Here is a 19,930-nt window from a genome sequence, read left to right as displayed (position 1 = left end):
CCTGACCCGAAGTCAGCCGGTGTCGGCTCCCGGGCCGGTGGCCTTACAGTCGTCCCGTCCGTCTCGGGAACCGCCCGGGGCCGAGAGAGTGCGAGCACCCATGGACGTGCAGAAGAAGCTCGACGAGATCGTCGCGGCCGTCGGCAGCGCCCGGTCCATGCCCATGTCGGCCTCGTGCGTGATCAACCGCGCGGAGCTGCTCGCCCAGCTGGAAGAGGTACGGGCAGCCCTGCCGGGCTCGCTCGCACAGGCCCAGGAGCTCATCGGCGGCCGGGAGCAGATGGTCGAGGAGGCCCGGCGCGAAGCCGACCGGATCATCGAGTCGGCGCACGCCCAGCGCGGTTCGCTGATCTCCGACACCGAGGTCGCGCGGCGCTCCCAGGACGAGGCGGACCGGATCCTGGCGGAGGCCCGCCGGGAGGCGGACGAGGTCAAGGCCGAGGCCGACGACTACGTCGACAGCAAGCTCGCGAACTTCGAGGTCGTGCTCACCAAGACCATCGGCTCGGTGGACCGGGGCCGCGAGAAGCTGCTCGGCCGCGGGCCCGGCCTGGACGACCAGGGCTACCCGGACGCCGAGGCGCCCGAGCGCAGCCACGACCCGGAGACGCAGCGCCGGCAGGCCGACGACTACGTGGACACCAAGCTGGCCACCTTCGAAGCGGTGCTCTCCAAGACCCTGGAGGCCGTCGGCCGGGGCCGGCAGAAGCTGCTCGGCCGCGTGGCCACCGACGACCTCGGCGTGCACATGGCCGCCCAGGACGCGGCGGGGCACCAGCAGTCGCGCTCCTCCAGCGACGCGGACTTCCTGGCGGGGCTGGCCGAGCCGCAGGCGCCGCTGATCCCCGCACAGGCCCAGCCGGAGCCGCAGCCGGCGTACGACGCCTACGCCTACCAGCAGCCGGTCCACCAGCCCGTCCAGCAGGACGCCTACGCGTACCAGGACCCCTACGCCGGCTACCAGCAGGTCCAGCAGCAGCCCGACCCGTACGCCGTCTCGTACGAGCAGCAGCAGCCCGACCCGTACGGCGGCTACCAGCAGCCCCAGCAGGGCACGCACGACCAGCAGGCCGCGCTCGACGAGACCAGCTTCTTCGACACGAGCATGATCAATCTGGACCAGCTGCGCCAGTACGAGCAGGGCCGCTGATCGCTTCCGGACCTGGATTGGGCTCAGAGCGAAGCGGCGGGTATCCTGGCTCTTCGGTCGCGCGTATGCACCGCGATCCATGCTGCCCTTGAGTGGCGGAAATCTTGATCTTCAGCAGTCTCCAGTGATTTTGTGAAAGCGGGAACAGCCCTGAACACCCACCTCGACCACCGCAACCCCCTCGTGTTCGACACGCACGAGCTGGGTCGGCGTCCTGGTGCCATGCTGCGGCTGTCCCGTGAGATCGCGGCGCCGGCGGACCTCGGTCTCGCCGGAGTCATCGGAGTGCCGGAAGGCAGTCGGCTGAACCTCAAGCTCCGCCTGGAGTCGGTCATGGAAGGGGTGCTTGTCACAGGCACCGCCCGTGGCTCGGCAACCGGGGAATGCGTAAGGTGTCTGGAGGCCGTCGAGTGTGAGCTCAAGGCGGACTTCCAGGAGATGTTCTCGTACCCTGACGCCGACGACCGGATCCGCTCCAAGGCGGAGCCGGCCGACGACGCCGAGGACGACGAGGACACGCTCTTTCTCGAGGACGGTTTGTTCGACCTCGAATCCGTGCTGCGCGACGTGGTGGTGCTTGCACTGCCGCTGCAGCCGGTGTGCCGGGAGGACTGTCTCGGACTGTGCCCCGATTGCGGGCTCAGCCTGAACGACGACCCGGACCACCACCATGACGCCGTCGACATCCGTTGGGCGGCATTGCAGGGACTCGTCACCGATCAGGGCGTCGAGAAGGACAATATGAGCGGCACTGCCTCCGACGGAGTTCAGAGCGCCGCCGAGAAGCAGGAGAAGTAGCCGTGGCTGTTCCGAAGCGGAAGATGTCGCGCAGCAACACGCGCCACCGCCGGTCGCAGTGGAAGGCTGCGGTCCCCACCCTGGTTTCGTGTGAGCGTTGCCAGGAGCCGAAGCTCCAGCACATTGCGTGCCCGAGCTGCGGCACCTACAACAAGCGCCAGGTCCTCGAGGTCTGAGCGGCTGGTGAGAGGCGCAATGTCTGAGCTGTCCAACGCTGAGAAGCAGGCAGTCAGTAACAACGCGGCCTCGTCCCACGTGCTTCTGGAAGGGCGGCTCGGGTATCGACTCGAGTCCGCCCTTCTGGTGCGTGCGCTGACCCACCGCTCGTACGCGTACGAGAACGGCGGTCTGCCCACCAACGAACGGCTGGAGTTCCTCGGGGACTCCGTGCTGGGCCTGGTGGTCACGGACACGCTGTACACGACCCACCCCGACCTGCCGGAAGGCCAACTGGCCAAACTGCGGGCCGCGGTAGTCAACTCGCGTGCACTGGCGGAGGTCAGCCGCGGCCTCCAACTCGGCTCCTTCATCCGGCTCGGCCGGGGCGAAGAGGGTACGGGTGGCCGGGACAAGGCCTCCATCCTCGCCGACACCCTTGAAGCGGTGATCGGCGCGGTCTACCTCGACCAGGGCCTCGACGCGGCCTCGGAGCTGGTTCACCGGCTCTTCGATCCGCTCATCGAGAAGTCCTCGAACCTCGGTGCCGGCCTGGACTGGAAGACCAGTCTCCAGGAACTCACGGCGGCCGAGGGTCTGGGCGTTCCCGAATACCTGGTCACCGAGACCGGCCCGGACCATGAGAAGACCTTCACCGCCGCCGCGCGCGTCGGTGGGACCTCCTACGGTTCCGGTGTCGGACGCAGCAAGAAGGAAGCGGAACAGCAGGCCGCCGAGTCCGCGTGGCGCGGTATCAGTACCGCTGCGGGCTCCGTGTCCGGCGCCGCTCCGGCCGAGGTCCAGGCTCCGGCCGCGACCGAGGCCGAGGCTCCGGACGAGGCCGACGGGGCGACGACCCCCGCCGACCCGGCGCCGAACGCCTGAACCGTTCTTCCGGGAACTCCCCGCCCCGCCCCCTGCTCCGGCAGGTGGCGGGGCGGACCCGTTTCCGGACGCGATCGGCCCCGCCGGGGTTCCAGGGGGTGTCCGGGCAGGGCCCGGGGAAGGGCGGGTGGGGGACGAGCCCCGCAGGGGCAGTCGGTACGCTCGCGGGAGAGAGCCCGATCCGAACCCTCCGGAGGAACACCGTGCCCGAGCTGCCCGAGGTCGAAGTGGTGCGGCGCGGGCTGGAACGCTGGGTGGCCGGGCGGACCGTCACGGCCGTCGAGGTCCTGCACCCGCGGGCCGTACGGCGACACGAGGGCGGCGGCGCCGATTTCGCGGCGCGGCTCACGGGGGAGACCTTCGGGGTGCCGCAGCGGCGCGGCAAGTACCTGTGGCTGCCGCTGGAGGAGCGCGAACACTCCGTGCTCGGGCACCTCGGGATGAGCGGGCAGCTCCTCGTGCAGCCCGAGGGGGCGCCCGACGAGAAGCACCTGCGCATCCGGGTGCGGTTCGGGGACGACGCCGGGACCGAGCTGCGCTTCGTGGACCAGCGGACCTTCGGCGGACTGTCGCTGCACCCCTGTGTCCCCGACAGCGAGGACGGGCTGCCCGACGTCATCACGCACATCGCGCGCGATCCCCTGGACCCGCTCTTCGACGAGGCGGCCTACCACCTGGCGCTGCGGGCCAAGCGCACCACGGTGAAGCGGGCGCTGCTCGACCAGTCGCTGATCAGCGGGGTCGGCAACATCTACGCGGACGAATCGCTCTGGCGCGCCAAGCTGCACTACGAGCGCCCCACCGCCACGCTCACGCGCCCCCGGAGCACGGAACTCCTCGGCCACGTCCGGGACGTCATGAACGAGGCCCTCGCCGTGGGCGGCACCAGCTTCGACAGCCTCTACGTCAACGTCAACGGCGAGTCCGGCTACTTCGATCGTTCGCTCGATGCCTACGGGCGGGAGGACGAGCCCTGCCGCCGCTGCGGCACCCCGATGAGGCGCCGGCCCTGGATGAACCGGTCGAGCTACTTCTGCCCGCGCTGCCAGCGGCCTTCGCGCGTGGCGTCGTAGGCGGACCTGGAAGAAAGCACCGCGGGCATGCTGCCCTCCAGCAGCCCGATGAGCGCGTCCACGCGCTGCGCGACCTCCGCGCCGAACGGGGTGAGCTCGTAGTCGACGCGGGGCGGGTTGGTCGGCTGGGCCTCCCGGTTGACTATGCCGTCGCGTTCCAGCGCGTGCAGCGTCTGGGAGAGCATTTTCTCGCTGATACCGTCCACGCGGCGGCGCAGCTCGTTGAACCGGCACGGCCCCTTGGACAGGGCACCGACCGTGAGGCTGCCCCAGCGACCCGTGACGTGTTCCAGCGTTTCGCGGGAGGGGCACGTGCGAGCGAACACATCGAAAGCACCGAAGGAGTCGGAGGCCTGTTCGGGCGTGCCGTCGTCCCCGGCCTCGCCACACCCTGGAGTCTGCATGATTTCAGCCTACTACTGCGCAGCGCCAGCCATCCAGGTTGCGCTTTCAAAAAGTTAGTGCTTTCCTCGAGGTAGTTAACACACCGCGCAACGCCGTGACCCCCCACGGTGTTTTCCGAGGGAGACCCGCCTTGTCTGCAACCACCTTCACCCCCGTCATCTCGATCGCCTACCACTCCGGCTACGGCCACACCGCCGTGATCGCCGAGGCCGTCAAGGCCGGCGCCCTCGACGCCGGTGCCACCGTGCACATGATCAAGGTCGACGAGATCGATGAAGCGAAGTGGGAGCTCCTGACCGCGTCCGACGCGATCGTCTTCGGCTCTCCGACCTACATGGGCACCGCCTCCGGCGCCTTCCACGTCTTCGCCGAGGCCAGCTCGAAGATCTGGTTCGCGGGCGGCTGGCAGGACAAGGTCGCCGCGGGCTTCACCAACTCCGGGTCCAAGTCCGGCGACAAGGGCAACACCCTCGACTACTTCCAGACGCTGGCCTCCCAGCACGGCATGAGCTGGGTCAACCTGGGCCTGAAGCCGGGCTGGAACTCCAGCACCGGTTCCGAGAACGACCTCAACCGCCTCGGCTTCTTCGACGGCGCCGCCGCCCAGTCCAACGGTGACCAGGGTCCCGAGTTCGTCCACAAGGCCGACATCGCCACCGCCGAGCACCTCGGCGGCCGCGTCACCGAGCAGACCCGTGTCCTGCTCGCCGGCCGCGCCGCCCTGGCCTCGGTCTGAGGGGCTGATGGTCTGACGTACGGCCCTGCCGGGCGCTGACCGTCCGGCAGGGGCGCGGTACGGAGAAACGGGCGGGGGCACGGTCGGGCGCGGCGATATCCGCCGCGCGCGACCGTGCCCCCGCCCGTTGTGCTGCCGGAAGCTGCTGCTAGAAGCCGAAGTCCTGGGTCCACCAGGGGCCGCCGGCGGCGTTGTACACGCCGACGCCCAGGGTGCGGAACTCGCAGTTGAGGATGTTGGCCTTGTGGCCCGGGCTGTTCATCCAGGCCTTCATCACGGCCGCCGCGTCGCCCTGGCCTCGGGCGATGTTCTCGCCGCCCATCCCCGATATGCCCGCCTTGGTGGCGCGGTCCCACGGGCTGTTGCCGTCGGGGTCCGTGTGGTCGAAGAAGCCACGGACGGCCATGTCCTTGCTGAAGGCTCCGGCCAGCCCCGCCAGCGGCGGGTTCGCCCGGACCGGACCGCACCCGGCCTGTGCGCGCTCCTGGTTCACCAGGGTGAGTACGGCCGACTCCTCGGCGGAGTGGCCGGCGGAGGTGGGCGGGGCCGCCGGGGCCGCGGGGGCGGAAGGCTTCGGCGTGGAAGGCTTCGGCTTCACCGGGGTCGGGGTGGGGCTCGCCTCCGGGGTCTTCGACGGCTCCTTGGAGGGAGACGGGGAAGGGGTGGCCGACGGGGACGGCGAGGCGGAGGGGGTGGGGGAGGAGGAAGGGGTGCTCGCTCCCGCGGAAGCCCGGCCGGACAGGTTGGCGAGGCCGCCCTGCTGCTGCAACGCGCTCTCGGGGCTCGGCGAGGCCTTGGCCTTCGCCTCCGCGGTCTTCGCGTCGGAGCCCGCGGTCGTGACCCCTACGTAGGGGAAGGAGGATCCGACCGGGACGACGCCCGTCGTGACGGCTGCCGTGCCGAGGACGACGGCCACGGATGCGCCGAGCAGACCGCCTCGCAGGGCGGCGCGGCGCTTGCCGCCGGGGCGCGGCGCGGCGTGGAGTCGGTGGCGTCCCATCGCGGCTCACCTTCCTGGGGGTTTGAGATCAGCACTGCGGGATCAGCGGTTCAAGATCAACCTTTACTCACCCAAATGGGTGAGCTCATTGCTGCGCGACTGTACGCCATGGCGACAGGGGGTGAGGTGACCCGGAAATGTTTGCCCGGTTAGCGTTCAGGCATGAATGAAGATGTGCGCATGACCGCCTGGGTGCGCGGCCGTGTACAGGGAGTGGGCTTCCGCTGGTTCACCAGGGCCAACGCCATGGAGATCGGCGGACTGGCCGGCTTCGCCCTCAACCTGGACGACGGGCGAGTACAGGTGGTGGCCGAAGGTCAACGTGAGAATTGCCACCGGCTCCTGGCGTGGCTGCACGGCGCCGACACGCCCGGGAACGTGGACGGGGTGACAGAGATCTGGGGCACACCGCGCGGCGGCTACGACGGGTTCGCGATCCGGTGAGCGATCGACTGATCATGTACTGAACACATCGCCGGATGGTTCGCATGCGGTCGGAACTGCGCATTCGTCGCCGACGCGTTGCCGGGGCGGCCGATCCGTGGAAGGCTCGGAGACGAGGATGATCTCCACGCCCCTTGCGGGGGCCGGGATGCCCGCCGATACGGGGCGTGATCGTGTTGACCGTCAAACTTTTTGGTGAGACGCTGGAAGCCCCGCGCACCTGAGCTGTTTGGCAGTGCTGGCAGTACACAGTGTCAGCCAAAGATCGATGCAGTGACTGACAGTCGCTGCCGGACATCCGCGGGTGCGATTCCCTCACGACCCACACCGCTTCGGTCGGTCACTCAGTGTGGAGGACCATCCATCATGGCAAAGGCGCTTCTCGGTTACGTCGGCGGTTCCGACCCGCGACTCCTCGCCGAGATGCGACGGCTTCAGCAGCGCGTCCAGGACCTCGAGTCCGAGCTCGGACGAATTCAGTCCGAAAACGACGCTCTGAACGCGGCCGCCGCACAGCACGGAGACTCGCTGCTTGACAGCATCGACCTCGACGTACCCCAGGCGGAGCCTGCGCTCACCTGATCCGCGCTCCCTCGTCGCTCGATCAACAGAACCGCATGATCTGCAAGGGACGCTTCGGCGTCCCTTCTTTCTTTCCGTTCCGCTCCATGCCGCCTTTCCCACCTGCGGACGCGGCCGTCAGGCGGCGTTGCGCCAGGTGGGGGCCCATTCCTTTAACGTCTGATCTGCCCTGCACCTTCATGGGCGAAACCGAACGTGAAAGGTAGAGTCCGGCGGCGTGCACCTCAAGTCCCTGACCCTGCGTGGCTTCAAATCCTTCGCCTCCGCAACCACCCTGCGCTTCGAGCCGGGCATCACCTGTGTCGTGGGCCCCAACGGCTCCGGCAAGTCCAATGTGGTGGACGCGCTCTCCTGGGTCATGGGCGAACAAGGGGCCAAGTCCCTGCGCGGCGGGAAGATGGAAGACGTCATCTTCGCCGGCACGACCGGCCGCCCGCCGCTCGGCCGCGCCGAGGTCTCGCTCACCATCGACAACTCCGACGGCGCGCTGCCCATCGAGTACGCCGAGGTCACCATCACGCGGATCATGTTCCGCGGCGGCAGCAGCGAGTACCAGATCAACGGTGACACCTGCCGCCTCCTCGACATCCAGGAACTGCTCTCCGACTCCGGCATCGGCCGCGAGATGCACGTCATCGTCGGACAGGGCCAGCTGGACTCCGTACTGCACGCCGATCCGATGGGCCGCCGCGCCTTCATCGAGGAGGCCGCCGGAGTGCTCAAGCACCGCAAGCGCAAGGAGAAGGCGCTGCGCAAGCTCGACGCGATGCAGGCCAACCTCGCGCGCGTGCAGGACCTGGGCAACGAGCTGCAGCGCCAGCTCAAGCCCCTGGGCCGGCAGGCGGCCGTGGCCCGGCGCGCGGCGGTGATCCAGGCGGACCTGCGGGACGCGCGGCTGCGGCTGCTCGCCGACGACCTCGTGACGCTCAAGGGCGCGCTCGACGCGGAGATCGCGGACGAGGCGGCCCTGAAGGAGCGCAAGGAGGCGGCCGAGGCGCAGCTCGCGGCGGCGGTGCGGCGGGAATCCGAACTGGAGGAGGCCGTACGCGAACTCGCGCCACGGCTCCAGCGGGCGCAGCAGACCTGGTACGAGCTGTCGCAGCTCGCCGAACGGGTGCGCGGGACGGTGTCGCTGGCGGACGCCCGGGTCACCTCCGCTTCGGCGCCGGCCGAGGACGAGCGCCACGGCCGGGATCCGCAGGACATGGAGAAGGAGGCCGCCCGGATCCGCGAGCAGGAGGCGGAACTGACGGCCGCGCTGGAGGCCGCCGCGCGGGCCCTGGAGGACACGGTCGCCCACCGGGCCGAGCTGGAGCGCTCGCTGGCCGACGAGGAACGGCGGCTACGGGACGTGGCGCGGGCCATCGCCGACCGGCGCGAGGCGCTGGCCCGGCTGACGGGCCGGCTGGGCGCGGCCCGCTCCCGCGCGGGCGCGGCCCAGGCGGAGATCGACCGGCTGGTCGTGGCGCGGGACGGGGCGCGGGCGCGGGCGGAAGAGGCGCGCGAGGAGTACGAGGCGCTGGCGCGGGAGGTCGGGGAGGAGGAGTCCCCGGGGTCCCCGGGGGCGGCTGATGCTTCCGGTTCCGCTTCGGGGCCGGGGGAGTACGAGGCGGCGCGGGCCGAGCTGGCGGCGGCGGAGGCCGGACTCGGGGAGGCCCGGGACGCGTTGGCGGCGGCGGAGCGTTCGAAGGCGGCGGTGTCGGCGCGACGGGATGCCCTGGCGATGGGGCTGCGCCGCAAGGACGGTACGGCGGAGCTGCTCGCCGCGCGGCTGGAGGGGCTGCTGGGTCCGGCGGCGCAGCGGTTGTCCGTGACCCCGGGGTACGAGGTCGCCGTGGCGGCGGCGCTGGGTGCGGTGGCGGACGCGGTGGCCGTCACGTCCACGGCGGCGGCGGCCGGGGCGATTCGGTACCTGCGGGACGGGGAGGCGGGGAGGGCCGCGTTCCTGATTGCTCCCGGCGCGGTGGCCTCCGGCGGTTCGGTGGTTGGGGGTGGGGCGGGAGTCCCGGGGCAGGCGGTGGCCTCCGGCGGTTCGGTGGTTGGGGGCGGAGCGGGAGTCCCGGGGCAGGCCCCGGATCCGGCGTCGGCCCCGGCCCCGGCCCCGGCCCAGGCCCAGGCCCCGGACTCGGGCCCGGGGGCCGGCGTGGGCCCCGTGGGCCTGGAGCGGGTTTCCGGGGTTGGGGCTGCCGGTGGGGTTGCGGCGGGGGCGGTTTTCCCCCACCCCGCCCCTTCCCGAAACTGGGGCTCCGCCCCAGACCCCGCGCCTCAAACGCCGGCGGGGCTGAATTTGCCGGGCCCCGTGCCTCAGGTGGCGGCGGGGTTGGGTGTGCCGGGCCCCGTGCCTCAAGTGGTGGCTGGGGTGGCTGGGGTGGGGTCGGTCTCCGTGGTTGGTGGGGACTTCGTGCGTGCCGTTGCTGCCGGGGGGCTCGTGCAGGGGGACGCCGAAGTGGTGCGGGCCGTGGCGTGGGTGTTGCGGGACTTCGTGGTGGTCGGGGGGCTCGATGAGGCCGAGGCGCTGGTTGCCGCGCGGCCCGAACTCGTGGCCGTGACCGGTGAAGGGGACGTGCTCGGGGCGCACCTCGCGCACGGCGGGTCCGCCGGGGTGCCGAGCCTGATCGAAGTGCAGGCCGCCGTCGACGAGGCGGCGGCGGAGCTGGCACGGCTGGACGGCCGGTGTCTGGTGCTGGCGGGCGAGAAGGAGTCCGCGGATGCGCGCCGGGTGGCGGCCGGGGCCCGGGTCGAGGAGCTCGGGGAGCTCCGGCGGGCCGCCGAGCGGGCCCGGGCCGGGGTCGCGCAGCAGCTCGGCCGGCTCGCCGGGCAGGCGAAGGGGGCGCTGGGCGAAGCCGAGCGCGCCGCCGCGGCCGCAGCCACGGCGCAGGATGCGCTGGAGCAGGCGCTGGCCGACGTAGAGGAGTGCGCGGAACGGCTCGCCGTCGCCGAGGAGATGCCCGCGGAAGAGGAGCCGGACACCTCGCGCAGGGACCGGCTCGCGGCCGACGGGGCGAACGCACGGCAGACCGAGATGGAGGCCCGGCTGCAGCTCAGGACCCATGAGGAGCGGGTCAAGGGGCTCGCCGGCCGGGCCGATTCCCTCGACCGCGGGGCCAGGGCCGAGCGGGAGGCCCGGGCCAGGGCCGAACGCCGCCGGGAACGGCTGCGGTACGAGGCGAAGGTGGCCGCGGCCGTCTCCGCCGGAGCCCGCCAGCTGCTCGCCCACATCGAGGTGTCGCTGACCCGCGCCGTGGGGGAGCGCACGTCGGCCGAGTACGCGAAGGGCGTGCGCGAGCGCGAGCTCGACGAGGCCCGGGGACTGGGCCGCGGCCTGAAGGGCGAGCTCGACAAGCTCACGGACTCCGTGCACCGCGGCGAGGTGCTCGGCGCCGAGAAGCGCATGCGGATCGAGCAGGTGGAGAGCCGTGCGCTGGAGGAGTTCGGGATGGCGGCCGCGGGGCTGGTCGCCGAGTACGGGCCCGACCAGCCGGTGCCGCCGAGCCCGTCCGCGGACGGGGAGGCCCCGGATCCCGACGCCGGGCCGGAGCCCTTCGTACGCGCCCGGCAGGAGAAGCGGCTGAAGGCGGCCGAGCGGGCCTACCAGCAGCTCGGCAAGGTCAACCCGCTGGCGCTGGAGGAGTTCGCGGCGCTGGAGGAGCGGCACAAGTTCCTCAGCGAGCAGCTGGAGGACCTGCGCAAGACCAGAGCCGACCTCCTTCAGGTCGTGAAGGAGGTAGACCAGCGGGTCGAGGAGGTCTTCACGGAGGCCTACCGCGATACGGCCCGCCAGTTCGAGGGGGTCTTCTCGCGGTTGTTCCCCGGCGGCGAGGGCCGGCTGATCCTGACGGATCCGGACAACATGCTGACCACGGGCGTCGACGTCGAGGCCCGGCCGCCGGGCAAGAAGGTCAAGCGGCTGTCGCTGCTCTCGGGCGGTGAGCGCTCGCTGACCGCCGTGGCCCTGCTGGTCTCCATCTTCAAGGCGCGGCCCAGCCCGTTCTACGTGATGGACGAGGTCGAGGCCGCCCTCGACGACACCAACCTCCAGCGGCTGATCCGGATCATGGAGGAGCTGCAGGAGAGCTCGCAGCTGATCGTGATCACGCACCAGAAGCGGACGATGGAGGTCGCCGACGCGCTCTACGGGGTCTCGATGCAGGGCGACGGCGTCTCGAAGGTCATCAGCCAGCGCCTCCGCTGACGGGCCGGCCGGGTGTGGCCGCGCCGATGCGGGGCACGTGCGCTCCGATGGCCCCTCCGGGTGGTGCCCGATCTTGACCTGTGTGCCACTGGGAGGGATCACACCCTCAGCCCGTCACCACAGCCGGCACGCAGGAGCGCACCTTGAGCAGCAGGACGACGCCGCCCCAGGCCTCAGGCGGCGGCCACGTATCGCAGCCCGACCACCTCGGGCACGTCATCTTCATCACCGCGGCCGCCGCGATGGGCGGATTCCTCTTCGGCTACGACAGCTCCGTCATCAACGGCGCCGTCGAGGCCATCCGCGACCGCTTCGACGTCGGTTCCGGCACGCTCGCCCAGGTGATCGCGGCCGCGCTGATCGGCTGCGCCCTCGGCGCGGCCACCGCCGGCCGGATCGCCGACCGGATCGGCCGCATCCGCTGCATGCAGATCGCCGCCGTCCTCTTCACGGCCAGTGCCATCGGCTCCGCCCTGCCGTTCGCCCTTTGGGACCTGGCGCTCTGGCGGGTCATCGGCGGCTTCGGCATCGGCATGGCTTCGGTGATCGGCCCGGCCTACATCGCCGAGGTCTCCCCGCCCGCCTACCGCGGCCGGCTCGCCTCGTTCCAGCAGGCCGCGATCGTCATCGGAATCGCCATTTCCCAGCTCGTCAACTGGGGGATCCTCAACCTCGCGGGCGGCGACCAGCGCGGAAAGATCGGCGGCCTGGAAGCCTGGCAGTGGATGCTCGGCGTCATGGTCGTCCCGGCCGTGCTCTACGGCCTGCTCTCCTTCGCCATTCCCGAGTCCCCGCGCTTCCTCGTCTCGGCGGGCCGCATGGAGAAGGCCAAGACGGTCCTGCGCGAGGTCGAGGGCGAGGGCATCGACGCCGACGCCCGCGTCCGCGAGATCGACAGCGCCATCCATTCGGAGCAGAAGTCCACCTTCAAGGACCTCCTCGGCGGCCGCTTCGGCTTCCTGCCGATCGTCTGGATCGGCATCGGCCTCTCCGTCTTCCAGCAGCTCGTCGGCATCAACGTGATCTTCTACTACAGCTCCTCGCTGTGGCAGTCGGTCGGCATCGACCCGAGCTCCTCGTTCCTGTACTCCTTCGAGACCTCCGTCGTGAACATCATCGGTACGGTGATCGCGATGGTCTTCGTGGACCGCATCGGCCGCAAGCCCCTCGCGCTCATCGGGTCCGTGGGCATGGCGATCTCCCTCGCGCTCGCCGCGTGGGCCTTCTCCTACAAGGACACCAGCGGTGGCGACATCGCCCTCCCGCACGCCCAGGGGCTCGTGGCCCTCATCGCGGCCAACTGCTTCGTGCTCTTCTTCGCCCTGTCCTGGGGCGTGGTGGTCTGGGTCCTGCTCGGCGAGATGTTCCCGGGCCGCATCCGCGCCGCGGCCCTCGGCGTGGCGGCCGCCGCCCAGTGGATCGCCAACTGGGTCATCACCGTCTCGTTCCCGACGCTCTCGGACTGGAACCTGTCCGGGGCGTACGTCATCTACGCGGTCTTCGCCGTGCTCTCGATCCCGTTCATCCTCAAGTGGGTGCCGGAGACCAAGGGCAAGGCGTTGGAGGAGATGGGCTGACCGACCCCGCCAACAGCCCCTCTCCTCCCGCAGCGGGTACTGCCCCGTCTCAGTCCTTGAGGCGGGGCAGCACCTGTTCGCACAGGAGCTGCAGGCTCCGCCAGCCCTCGTCCACGGGCATCCCGCCGCACAGCGGGTGCAGCACCAGGTTCCCGGCCTCGCCGGCGCCGCGGGCGTACGCGACCGCCTCGTCCGGGGTCAGGATGCGGTACACGCCCTCGGCGCGCAGCTCCTCCACCGTGTGCGCACCCGACCGTACGGCGCTGCGGATGTCCTTGGACTGCCAGGAGGCGTACATCCCGGCCTCGTGCAGGAACCGCTCGCCGTACTGGTCCCACGCCCGGTCCGGGTCCTCCGCGATGTGCAGCAGCGGGGTCTCGGCCGCCGGCATCATGCAGAAGCCCTCCGTGCCGTACTCCGCGAGCTTCGCGTGGTAGTACGCCTCCAGCTCGGGCAGGTGCGCGCTCGGGAAGAACGGCAGCCCCAGGCGGGCCGCCCGGCGGGCCGCCGCCTCCGAGCTGCCGCCGACCAGGAGCAGCGGGTGCGGCTGGGTGAAGGGCCGCGGGGTGACCCGTACGGTACGGCCGCGGAACTCGAACGGCTCGCCGGTCCAGGCCTTGAGCAGGGTCTCCAGCAGCTCGTCCTGGAGCTTGCCGCGCCGGCCCCACTCCACGCCGTGCTGCTCGTACTCCTCGGGCCGGTAGCCGATGCCGGCCACCGTGACGAGGCGGCCGCCGCTGAGCAGGTCCAGTACGGCGATGTCCTCGGCGACCTTCAGCGGGTCGTACAGCGGGCCGATGATCGCCGAGACGGTGACCGCGATCCGGCGGGTGGCGCCGAAGACCGCGCCCGCGAAGGCGAAGGGGGAGGGCAGCCAGTTGTTGTCGGTGCCGTGGTGCTCCTCGGTCTGGATGGTGTCGATCCCGCGGTCGTCCGCGTACTTCGCCATCTCCAGCGCGGCCTTGTAGCGGGCGGAGAGGGTTTCCGGAGTGCCGTTCGGGTCGATGAGGTTGAACCGGGCCACGGTGATGGGCATGGAGAAGTCCCCCTTCGCCGGAGGTGGGTGGGCGGGCGAAGGGGGACGTTAGCTGACGTGGCGTCAGTTGGACAGGGATCCGGCGGGGACCCGCTCGTCCGCCGGGGCCTGCGGAGCCGGAGCCGCCGGAGTCGCCGGCGTGCGCGGCAGGACCGCGTACAGCACGGCCGAGGTGACGATGCCCGCCGCCCAGCCCAGGCCGTTCTGCCCGATCCAGGTGGTGGCCAGCGGGCCGCTGAACCAGTCGACCTTCGTGAACAGCAGGCCCACCGCCAGGGCCAGGCCCCAGGCGGTCATGGCCTGCCAGGCGAAACCGCCCCGGTACCAGTAGGCGCTGCTCCGCGTGGTGTCCAGCAGCGCGGCCCCGTCGTAGGAGGGGCGGCGCAGCATGTCCACGCCGAAGACGCCGATCCAGGCGGAGAAGGCCACGGCCAGCAGGGTCAGGAAGGAGATGAACGAACCGAAGAAGCTGGTGGCGACCACCATCAGCAGGAAGCCGAAGACCAGGCTGATGACGGCGTTGACGCTGACCGCCGCCGCACGCGGGACCTTGATGCCGAGGGTCTGGGCGGTGAAGCCCGCCGAGTACATGGACATCGAGTTGATGAGCAGCATGCCGACGAGCGCGATCAGCAGGTACGGGACCGCGATCCAAGTCGGCAGCAGTTCGCCGATGAAGGACACCGGGTCCTGCGCCGTGGCCAGGTCGGGGGTGGCGACGGCCATCACCGCGCCCATGAGCACCATCGGGATCACGACGACGGCCGCGCCGCTGATGGTCGCGCCGACCATGCCCCGGGCGGAGGCGGTACGGGGAAGGTAGCGGGTGAAGTCCGGGCCGGAGGGAACCCAGCTGATGCCGCCGGCCGCGATGGTGCCGATGCCCGCGATCATCATCGCGGTGGAGCCGGCGGGCTTGGCGAAGACGGCGGACCAGTCGGTCTCGGCGATCAGGTAGCCCAGCACGAGCACGCTGAACGCGCCGAAGAGGTACGTGGACCACTTGGAGCAGACGCGCAGCGCGTTGATGCCGAGGCCGGAGACCAGGAAGGTGCAGCCGACGAAGAAGAGCAGGGTGACGACGATCAGGGTGGTGTTCTTCTTCACTCCGAAGACCAGGTCGAGGACGGTCAGGACGGCGTAGGCGCCGCTGACCGCGTTGATGGTCTCCCAGCCCCACCGGGCGACCCAGATCAGGGCGCCGGGGAAGAGGTTCCCGCGCTGGCCGAAGACGGCCCGGGAGAGCGCCATGCCGGGGGAGCCGCCGCGCTTGCCCGCGATGGATATGAGCCCCACGAGCCCGTAGGAGACCACGGGCGCGGCGATCGCGACGACGAGCACCTGCCAGATGTTCAGCTTGTTGAAGATGACGAGACCGGCGCCCATGGTCAGCAGCAGCACGCTGATGTTGGCGGCGACCCAGGTCGGGACGAGCTCGCGGACCCGGCCGCGGCGCTCGGCGTCCGGGACGGGCTCCAGGCCGCGCGACTCGACGGCGGTCTCGGCAGGCATAGGTGTACTCCGTGGGGGAGGCGGGGGTGTGATGGGGGGCTGCTCATCATCGTAGATTTGCCGCAAAAACCACAAACAGAGGCTTACGGCCCGGTATGAACCTCCAGGGTCCCCGCCCCGGGGTGCGCGTGGCCGATACTGGGCTGGTTATGGAAATCCTCATCCTTGCCGTAGTCATCGCCCTGGTCGCGGTCGGTGCGATCAGCGGGCTCGTGGTCAGCAGCCGCAAGAAGAAGCAGCTGCCCCCCACGGCCCCGCCCAGCACGCCGACCATCACTGCCCCGCCCGCCGAGCCGCAGGTGGGGGAGGACGCCGCACCGACGGCGGAAGAGCCGCGCCGCACGATCGAAGAGGTCGTGCTGCCCGAGGCCGAGGCCCCGGTCGCGGAGCCCGAAGCCCCCGTCGCCGAGGTTCCGGCCGCGCCCGAGATCGAGGTGCCCGAGCCCACCGCCGGCCGCCTGGTCCGGCTGCGCGCCCGCCTCGCCCGGTCGCAGAACACGCTCGGCAAGGGACTGCTCACGCTGCTCTCCCGCGAGCACCTCGACGAGGACACCTGGGAGGAGATCGAGGAGACCCTCCTCATCGCCGACGTCGGTGTCGCTCCGACCCAGGAACTGGTGGACCGGCTCCGCGAGCGGGTCAAGGTGCTCGGCACCCGCACCCCCGCCGATCTGCGCGCCCTGCTGAAGGAGGAGCTGGTCGCGCTCCTCGGTACCGACTTCGACCGCGCCGTGAAAACCGAGAGCGGCGTGGACACCCCCGCCGTCATCATGGTCGTCGGCGTGAACGGCACCGGCAAGACCACCACCACCGGCAAGCTCGCCCGCGTGCTCGTCGCCGACGGCCGCAGCGTCGTGCTCGGCGCGGCGGACACCTTCCGCGCCGCCGCCGCCGACCAGCTCCAGACCTGGGGCGACCGGGTCGGGGCGCGCACCGTGCGCGGACCCGAGGGTGGTGACCCGGCCTCGATCGCCTACGACGCGGTCAAGGAGGGCATCGCCCAGGGCGCCGACGTGGTGCTCATCGACACGGCGGGCCGCCTGCACACCAAGACCGGCCTGATGGACGAGCTCGGCAAGGTCAAGCGCGTCGTGGAGAAGCACGGTCCGCTCGACGAGATCCTGCTGGTCCTGGACGCCACCACCGGGCAGAACGGCCTGACCCAGGCCCGGGTCTTCGCGGAGGTCGTGGACATCACCGGCATCGTGCTGACCAAGCTCGACGGCACCGCCAAGGGCGGCATCGTCATCGCCGTCCAGCGCGAGCTCGGCGTCCCGGTCAAGCTCGTCGGCCTCGGCGAGGGCGCGGACGACCTGGCGCCCTTCGAGCCGGAGGCCTTCGTCGACGCCCTGATCGGCGACTGACCGCGCCCGACGCTCCTACGCCGGCCAGTGCCCCCGAGGTCCCCAGGACCCGGGGGCATTGCCATGGGCGGGGCCGCGGGCAGGTGCACGGGCGGAGCCAGGTGCGGAGCTAGGCGCGGCGCAGCCGGTGGCAGAGGTAGGCGAGGGTGCCCAGCAGGAGGCGGGCCTGCGGGGGATCCCCGGCCGAGTCCAGAGCCGGCGGACGCATCCAGCTCACCGGGCCGAGGCCCGCGAAGTCCGAGGGCGGGGCGGTGACGTAGGAGCCCTGGCCCAGCGCGCGCAGATCGAGACCGGCGTCGTCCCAGCCCATCCGGTACAGCAGCTGCGGCAGCCCGGCCGCCGCCCCCGGGGCGACGAAGAACCGGGCCCGGCCGTCCGGGGTCGCGGTCACCGGGCCGAGCGGCAGGCCCATCCGCTCCAGCCGGACCAGCGCCCGCCGCCCGGCCTCCTCGGCCACCTCGATGACGTCGAAGGAGCGGCCGACGGGGAGCAGTACCGCGGCGCCCGGGTACCCGCTCCAGGTCTCGGTGACCTCGTCGAGGGTGGCGCCGGCCGGGACGGTCGGAGCGAGGGCCAGCGGATGCGCCCCCGGCGCACCACAACTCGTATGACCGCAGGAACAGTCGCGGGAGGGCCCCGCGGCCCGGGCGCCGGGGACCACGTCCCAGCCCCAGAGTCCGGTGTACTCCGCCACCGTCGTGCACTCCGACGTCCGGCCGCGGCGCCGAGCGCCGGAACGGAACTCCTTGGTGCCGCGGCTGCCGCCGATCGTGAAGCCCATGCCCATGCCCCCTCCAACGGGTCGGACGTGCCGGTGGTTACGACATCGGCTGGTTGCGTTGGCTGCCGGGATGCCCGGCGCACTCCTCGCCGCGCGCGCCCCGGCGCGCTCCTGTCCAACCGATCGGTTCCGCCTTCGTGTCAAGTGAATCGCGCCTGGCGGGTGGCGAGTTCATTCGAAGGGGTGGCGAATGGTGGCGTTTCCGGGATCGACCTCGCCGGAGGGGTGATCGTAGGATTACTTTCGGTGCACGAAGCGCGAAGGAAGACGGGTTCGCGGGTATGCCGGAGGCATGGCGTGAAGGACCTGTGAAGATCGTTTCCCGACTGGGTTTCGTGTTGAAGAGACTGACGGATGGGGGCGTTCCAGTGAGCGGCAACGGCGCAAGCGGAACGAGTGCGGAGTCCGACGTGTCGTCGTCCGGCATGCCGGACCGGGACACAGATGCCGCATCGGACTCCCCGCAGGACGCCACCGTCCGCAACGAGCAGCTGACGTCGTGGTTCGTCCGCAGCGGCTGGTCCAAGGGCGAGCTCGCCCGCCAGGTCAACCGCCGCGCCCGCCAGATGGGCGCCCACCACATCAGCACCGACACCTCCCGGGTCCGCCGCTGGCTCGACGGCGAACAGCCCCGCGAGCCCGTCCCGAGGATCCTGTCCGAGCTCTTCTCCGAGCGCTTCGGATCCGTCGTCGCCATCGAGCACCTCGGCCTGCGCACCGCCCACCAGACCCCCTCGGTCTCCGGCGTCGACCTGCCCTGGGCCGGCCCGCAGACCATCGAGCTGCTCGGCGAGTTCTCCCGCAGCGACCTGATGCTGGCCCGCCGCGGCTTCCTCGGGACCTCGCTCGCCCTGTCCGCCGGTCCCGCCCTCATCGAGCCCATGCAGCGCTGGCTCGTACCGGTTCCGGCCGCCGACCCGGGACCCCGGGAGGCGGGGCCGGCGGGCGCCCTGAGCGGCCACCGGCCGCCCCGGCTCTCCGAACCCGAGGTGGACCTCCTCGAAGCCACCACCGTGATGTTCCGCCAGTGGGACGCCCAGTGCGGCGGCGGACTGCGCCGCAAGGCCGTCGTGGGCCAGCTCCACGAGGTCACCGACCTGCTCCAGGAGAACCACCCGGCCCCGGTCATGAAGCGGCTCTTCAAGGTCGCCGCCGAGCTCGCCGAACTCGCCGGCTGGATGAGCTACGACATAGGCCTGCACCCCACCGCGCAGAAGTACTTCGTCCTCGCGCTGCACGCCGCGAAGGAGGGCGGGGACAAGCCCCTGGGCTCGTACATCCTCTCCAGCATGAGCCGCCAGATGATCCACCTGGGCCGCCCCGAGGACGCCCTGGAGCTGATCCACCTGGCCCAGTACGGCAGCCGCGACTGCGCGGGGCCCCGTACCCAGGCCATGCTGTATGCGATGGAGGCCCGCGCCTACGCCAACATGGGCCAGCCCAGCCGCTGCAAGCGGGCCGTGCGGATGGCCGAGGACACCTTCTCCGACGTCGGCTTCGACGCCGAGCCCGAGCCCGACTGGATCCGCTTCTTCTCCGAGGCCGAGCTCAACGGCGAGAACTCCCACTCCTACCGGGACCTGGCCTACGTCGCGGGCCGCAGCCCCATGTACGCCTCCCTCGCCGAGCCGATCATGGGGCGCGCCGTCGAGCTCTTCGAGAAGGACGAGGAGCACCAGCGCTCCTACGCCCTCAACCTCATCGGCATGGCCACCGTGCACCTGCTCCAGCGCGAGCCCGAGCAGGCCACCGTCCTCGTCGGCCGCGCCCTCGACGTGGCGGGAAAGGTGCGGTCCGAACGGGTCAACACCCGGCTGCGCAAGACCGTCGACACCGCCGCGCGTGAGTACGGCGACGTCGCCGACGTGGTGCGGCTGACCGACCACCTCGCCTCCCGCCTCCCCGAGGCCGCGGAGGCCGTCTGACGGCCACCCGGCCGCCCCCAGGCCCCCGGCCGCGGCAGTCACCCCGTGAAGCCCGATCAGGCTCCCCCAGCCAGGTTCCCCGGGTCATCGCCGCGGCCGGGTTTTCCACCGGCGCCTCCATGAACCACTCGTTCATGGAGGCGTAACACGCCGGACCTCTTCGTCATCGACGCGAAACACCCAGCGGCGCCGCCGGAAACCGGCCTGCGCGAATCTCAGGGCCAATAACCGGCCAGCCCCCGGGCCGGAACACCCTCAGGCCTGATTCACGAACCAGCGCCGCTCAGGTTTTCACGATCGCCCGCACGCGAACG

General features: G+C 71.2%; 17 protein-coding genes. 12 read left to right on the top strand and 5 right to left on the bottom strand.

Annotated features, from left to right (window positions below; all coding sequences use genetic code 11):
* Nucleotides 1-100 precede the first annotated feature (100 nt).
* From OG276_RS09995 to mutM, 5 genes are all read left to right on the top strand, one after another.
* Nucleotides 101-1,150, top strand: coding sequence for a DivIVA domain-containing protein (locus tag OG276_RS09995; protein ID WP_266904103.1), 1,050 nt, complete (start codon nt 101-103; stop codon nt 1,148-1,150).
* A 132-nt stretch (nt 1,151-1,282) separates the two neighbouring features.
* Complete coding sequence (locus tag OG276_RS09990; RefSeq protein WP_266904102.1) at nt 1,283-1,948, top strand: DUF177 domain-containing protein; 666 nt, start codon at nt 1,283-1,285, stop codon at nt 1,946-1,948.
* 2 nt (nt 1,949-1,950) lie between these two features.
* A complete protein-coding gene (gene rpmF / locus OG276_RS09985) occupies nt 1,951-2,124 on the top strand; it encodes a 50S ribosomal protein L32 (RefSeq protein WP_003965982.1) in 174 nt (57 codons plus the stop codon).
* Between the two features lie 19 nt (nt 2,125-2,143).
* Nucleotides 2,144-2,989, top strand: a complete 846-nt coding sequence (gene rnc / locus OG276_RS09980; protein ID WP_266904101.1) for a ribonuclease III — start codon at nt 2,144-2,146, stop codon at nt 2,987-2,989.
* 203 nt (nt 2,990-3,192) lie between these two features.
* On the top strand, nt 3,193-4,062 hold the full coding sequence (mutM, locus tag OG276_RS09975) for a bifunctional DNA-formamidopyrimidine glycosylase/DNA-(apurinic or apyrimidinic site) lyase (protein ID WP_266904100.1): 870 nt from the start codon (nt 3,193-3,195) through the stop codon (nt 4,060-4,062).
* Here the strand turns inward: mutM and OG276_RS09970 are convergent.
* A complete protein-coding gene (locus tag OG276_RS09970) occupies nt 4,017-4,466 on the bottom strand; it encodes a helix-turn-helix domain-containing protein (RefSeq protein ID WP_266904099.1) in 450 nt (149 codons plus the stop codon). The two genes, mutM and OG276_RS09970, sit on opposite strands and share 46 nt — an antisense overlap.
* 131 nt (nt 4,467-4,597) lie before the next feature.
* Between OG276_RS09970 and OG276_RS09965 the strand changes: the two genes are divergently transcribed.
* Nucleotides 4,598-5,203 (top strand): flavodoxin family protein, encoded by a 606-nt coding sequence (locus tag OG276_RS09965; protein ID WP_266904098.1) that lies wholly within the window; start codon nt 4,598-4,600, stop codon nt 5,201-5,203.
* 148 nt (nt 5,204-5,351) lie between these two features.
* Here OG276_RS09965 and OG276_RS09960 read toward each other — a convergent pair whose 3' ends face one another.
* A complete protein-coding gene (locus tag OG276_RS09960; protein ID WP_266904097.1) occupies nt 5,352-6,203 on the bottom strand; it encodes a CAP domain-containing protein in 852 nt (283 codons plus the stop codon).
* A 162-nt stretch (nt 6,204-6,365) separates the two neighbouring features.
* Between OG276_RS09960 and OG276_RS09955 the strand changes: the two genes are divergently transcribed.
* From OG276_RS09955 to OG276_RS09940, 4 genes are all read left to right on the top strand, one after another.
* Nucleotides 6,366-6,647 carry an acylphosphatase gene (locus tag OG276_RS09955; protein WP_266904096.1) on the top strand — a complete coding sequence of 94 codons (282 nt, stop codon included), beginning with the start codon at nt 6,366-6,368 and terminating at the stop codon, nt 6,645-6,647.
* A gap of 366 nt (nt 6,648-7,013) precedes the next feature.
* Nucleotides 7,014-7,229 carry a hypothetical protein gene (locus tag OG276_RS09950; protein WP_030227372.1) on the top strand — a complete coding sequence of 72 codons (216 nt, stop codon included), beginning with the start codon at nt 7,014-7,016 and terminating at the stop codon, nt 7,227-7,229.
* A 217-nt stretch (nt 7,230-7,446) separates the two neighbouring features.
* Nucleotides 7,447-11,421: a chromosome segregation SMC family protein gene (locus OG276_RS09945; protein WP_266904095.1), complete on the top strand. Its 3,975-nt coding sequence runs from the start codon at nt 7,447-7,449 to the stop codon at nt 11,419-11,421.
* Nucleotides 11,422-11,564: 143 nt separating this feature from the next.
* Complete coding sequence (locus OG276_RS09940) at nt 11,565-12,998, top strand: sugar porter family MFS transporter (RefSeq protein WP_266904094.1); 1,434 nt, start codon at nt 11,565-11,567, stop codon at nt 12,996-12,998.
* Between the two features lie 49 nt (nt 12,999-13,047).
* Here the strand turns inward: OG276_RS09940 and OG276_RS09935 are convergent, their stop codons facing one another.
* Nucleotides 13,048-14,034: an LLM class flavin-dependent oxidoreductase gene (locus tag OG276_RS09935; protein ID WP_266904093.1), complete on the bottom strand. Its 987-nt coding sequence runs from the start codon at nt 14,032-14,034 to the stop codon at nt 13,048-13,050.
* A 63-nt stretch (nt 14,035-14,097) separates the two neighbouring features.
* Entirely contained in the window at nt 14,098-15,546 is a 1,449-nt protein-coding gene (locus OG276_RS09930; RefSeq protein ID WP_266904092.1) for a cytosine permease, read from the bottom strand.
* Nucleotides 15,547-15,695: 149 nt separating this feature from the next.
* On the opposite strand from OG276_RS09930, the gene ftsY reads away from it, so the two are divergent.
* Nucleotides 15,696-16,910 (top strand): signal recognition particle-docking protein FtsY, encoded by a 1,215-nt coding sequence (gene ftsY, locus OG276_RS09925; protein WP_266904091.1) that lies wholly within the window; start codon nt 15,696-15,698, stop codon nt 16,908-16,910.
* 109 nt (nt 16,911-17,019) lie between these two features.
* Here the strand turns inward: ftsY and OG276_RS09920 are convergent, their stop codons facing one another.
* A complete protein-coding gene (locus OG276_RS09920) occupies nt 17,020-17,691 on the bottom strand; it encodes a bifunctional DNA primase/polymerase (protein ID WP_266904090.1) in 672 nt (223 codons plus the stop codon).
* Nucleotides 17,692-18,116: 425 nt separating this feature from the next.
* Between OG276_RS09920 and OG276_RS09915 the strand changes: the two genes are divergently transcribed.
* Complete coding sequence (locus OG276_RS09915) at nt 18,117-19,616, top strand: hypothetical protein (RefSeq protein WP_266912661.1); 1,500 nt, start codon at nt 18,117-18,119, stop codon at nt 19,614-19,616.
* The last annotated feature ends 314 nt before the right edge of the window (nt 19,617-19,930 follow it).

The sequence above is a fragment of the Streptomyces sp. NBC_00086 genome, from assembly GCF_026343255.1.
Classification (GTDB): domain Bacteria; phylum Actinomycetota; class Actinomycetes; order Streptomycetales; family Streptomycetaceae; genus Streptomyces.
Note: the sequence above shows the minus strand (reverse complement) of the source record. Positions and strands in the feature narration are given on the sequence as shown.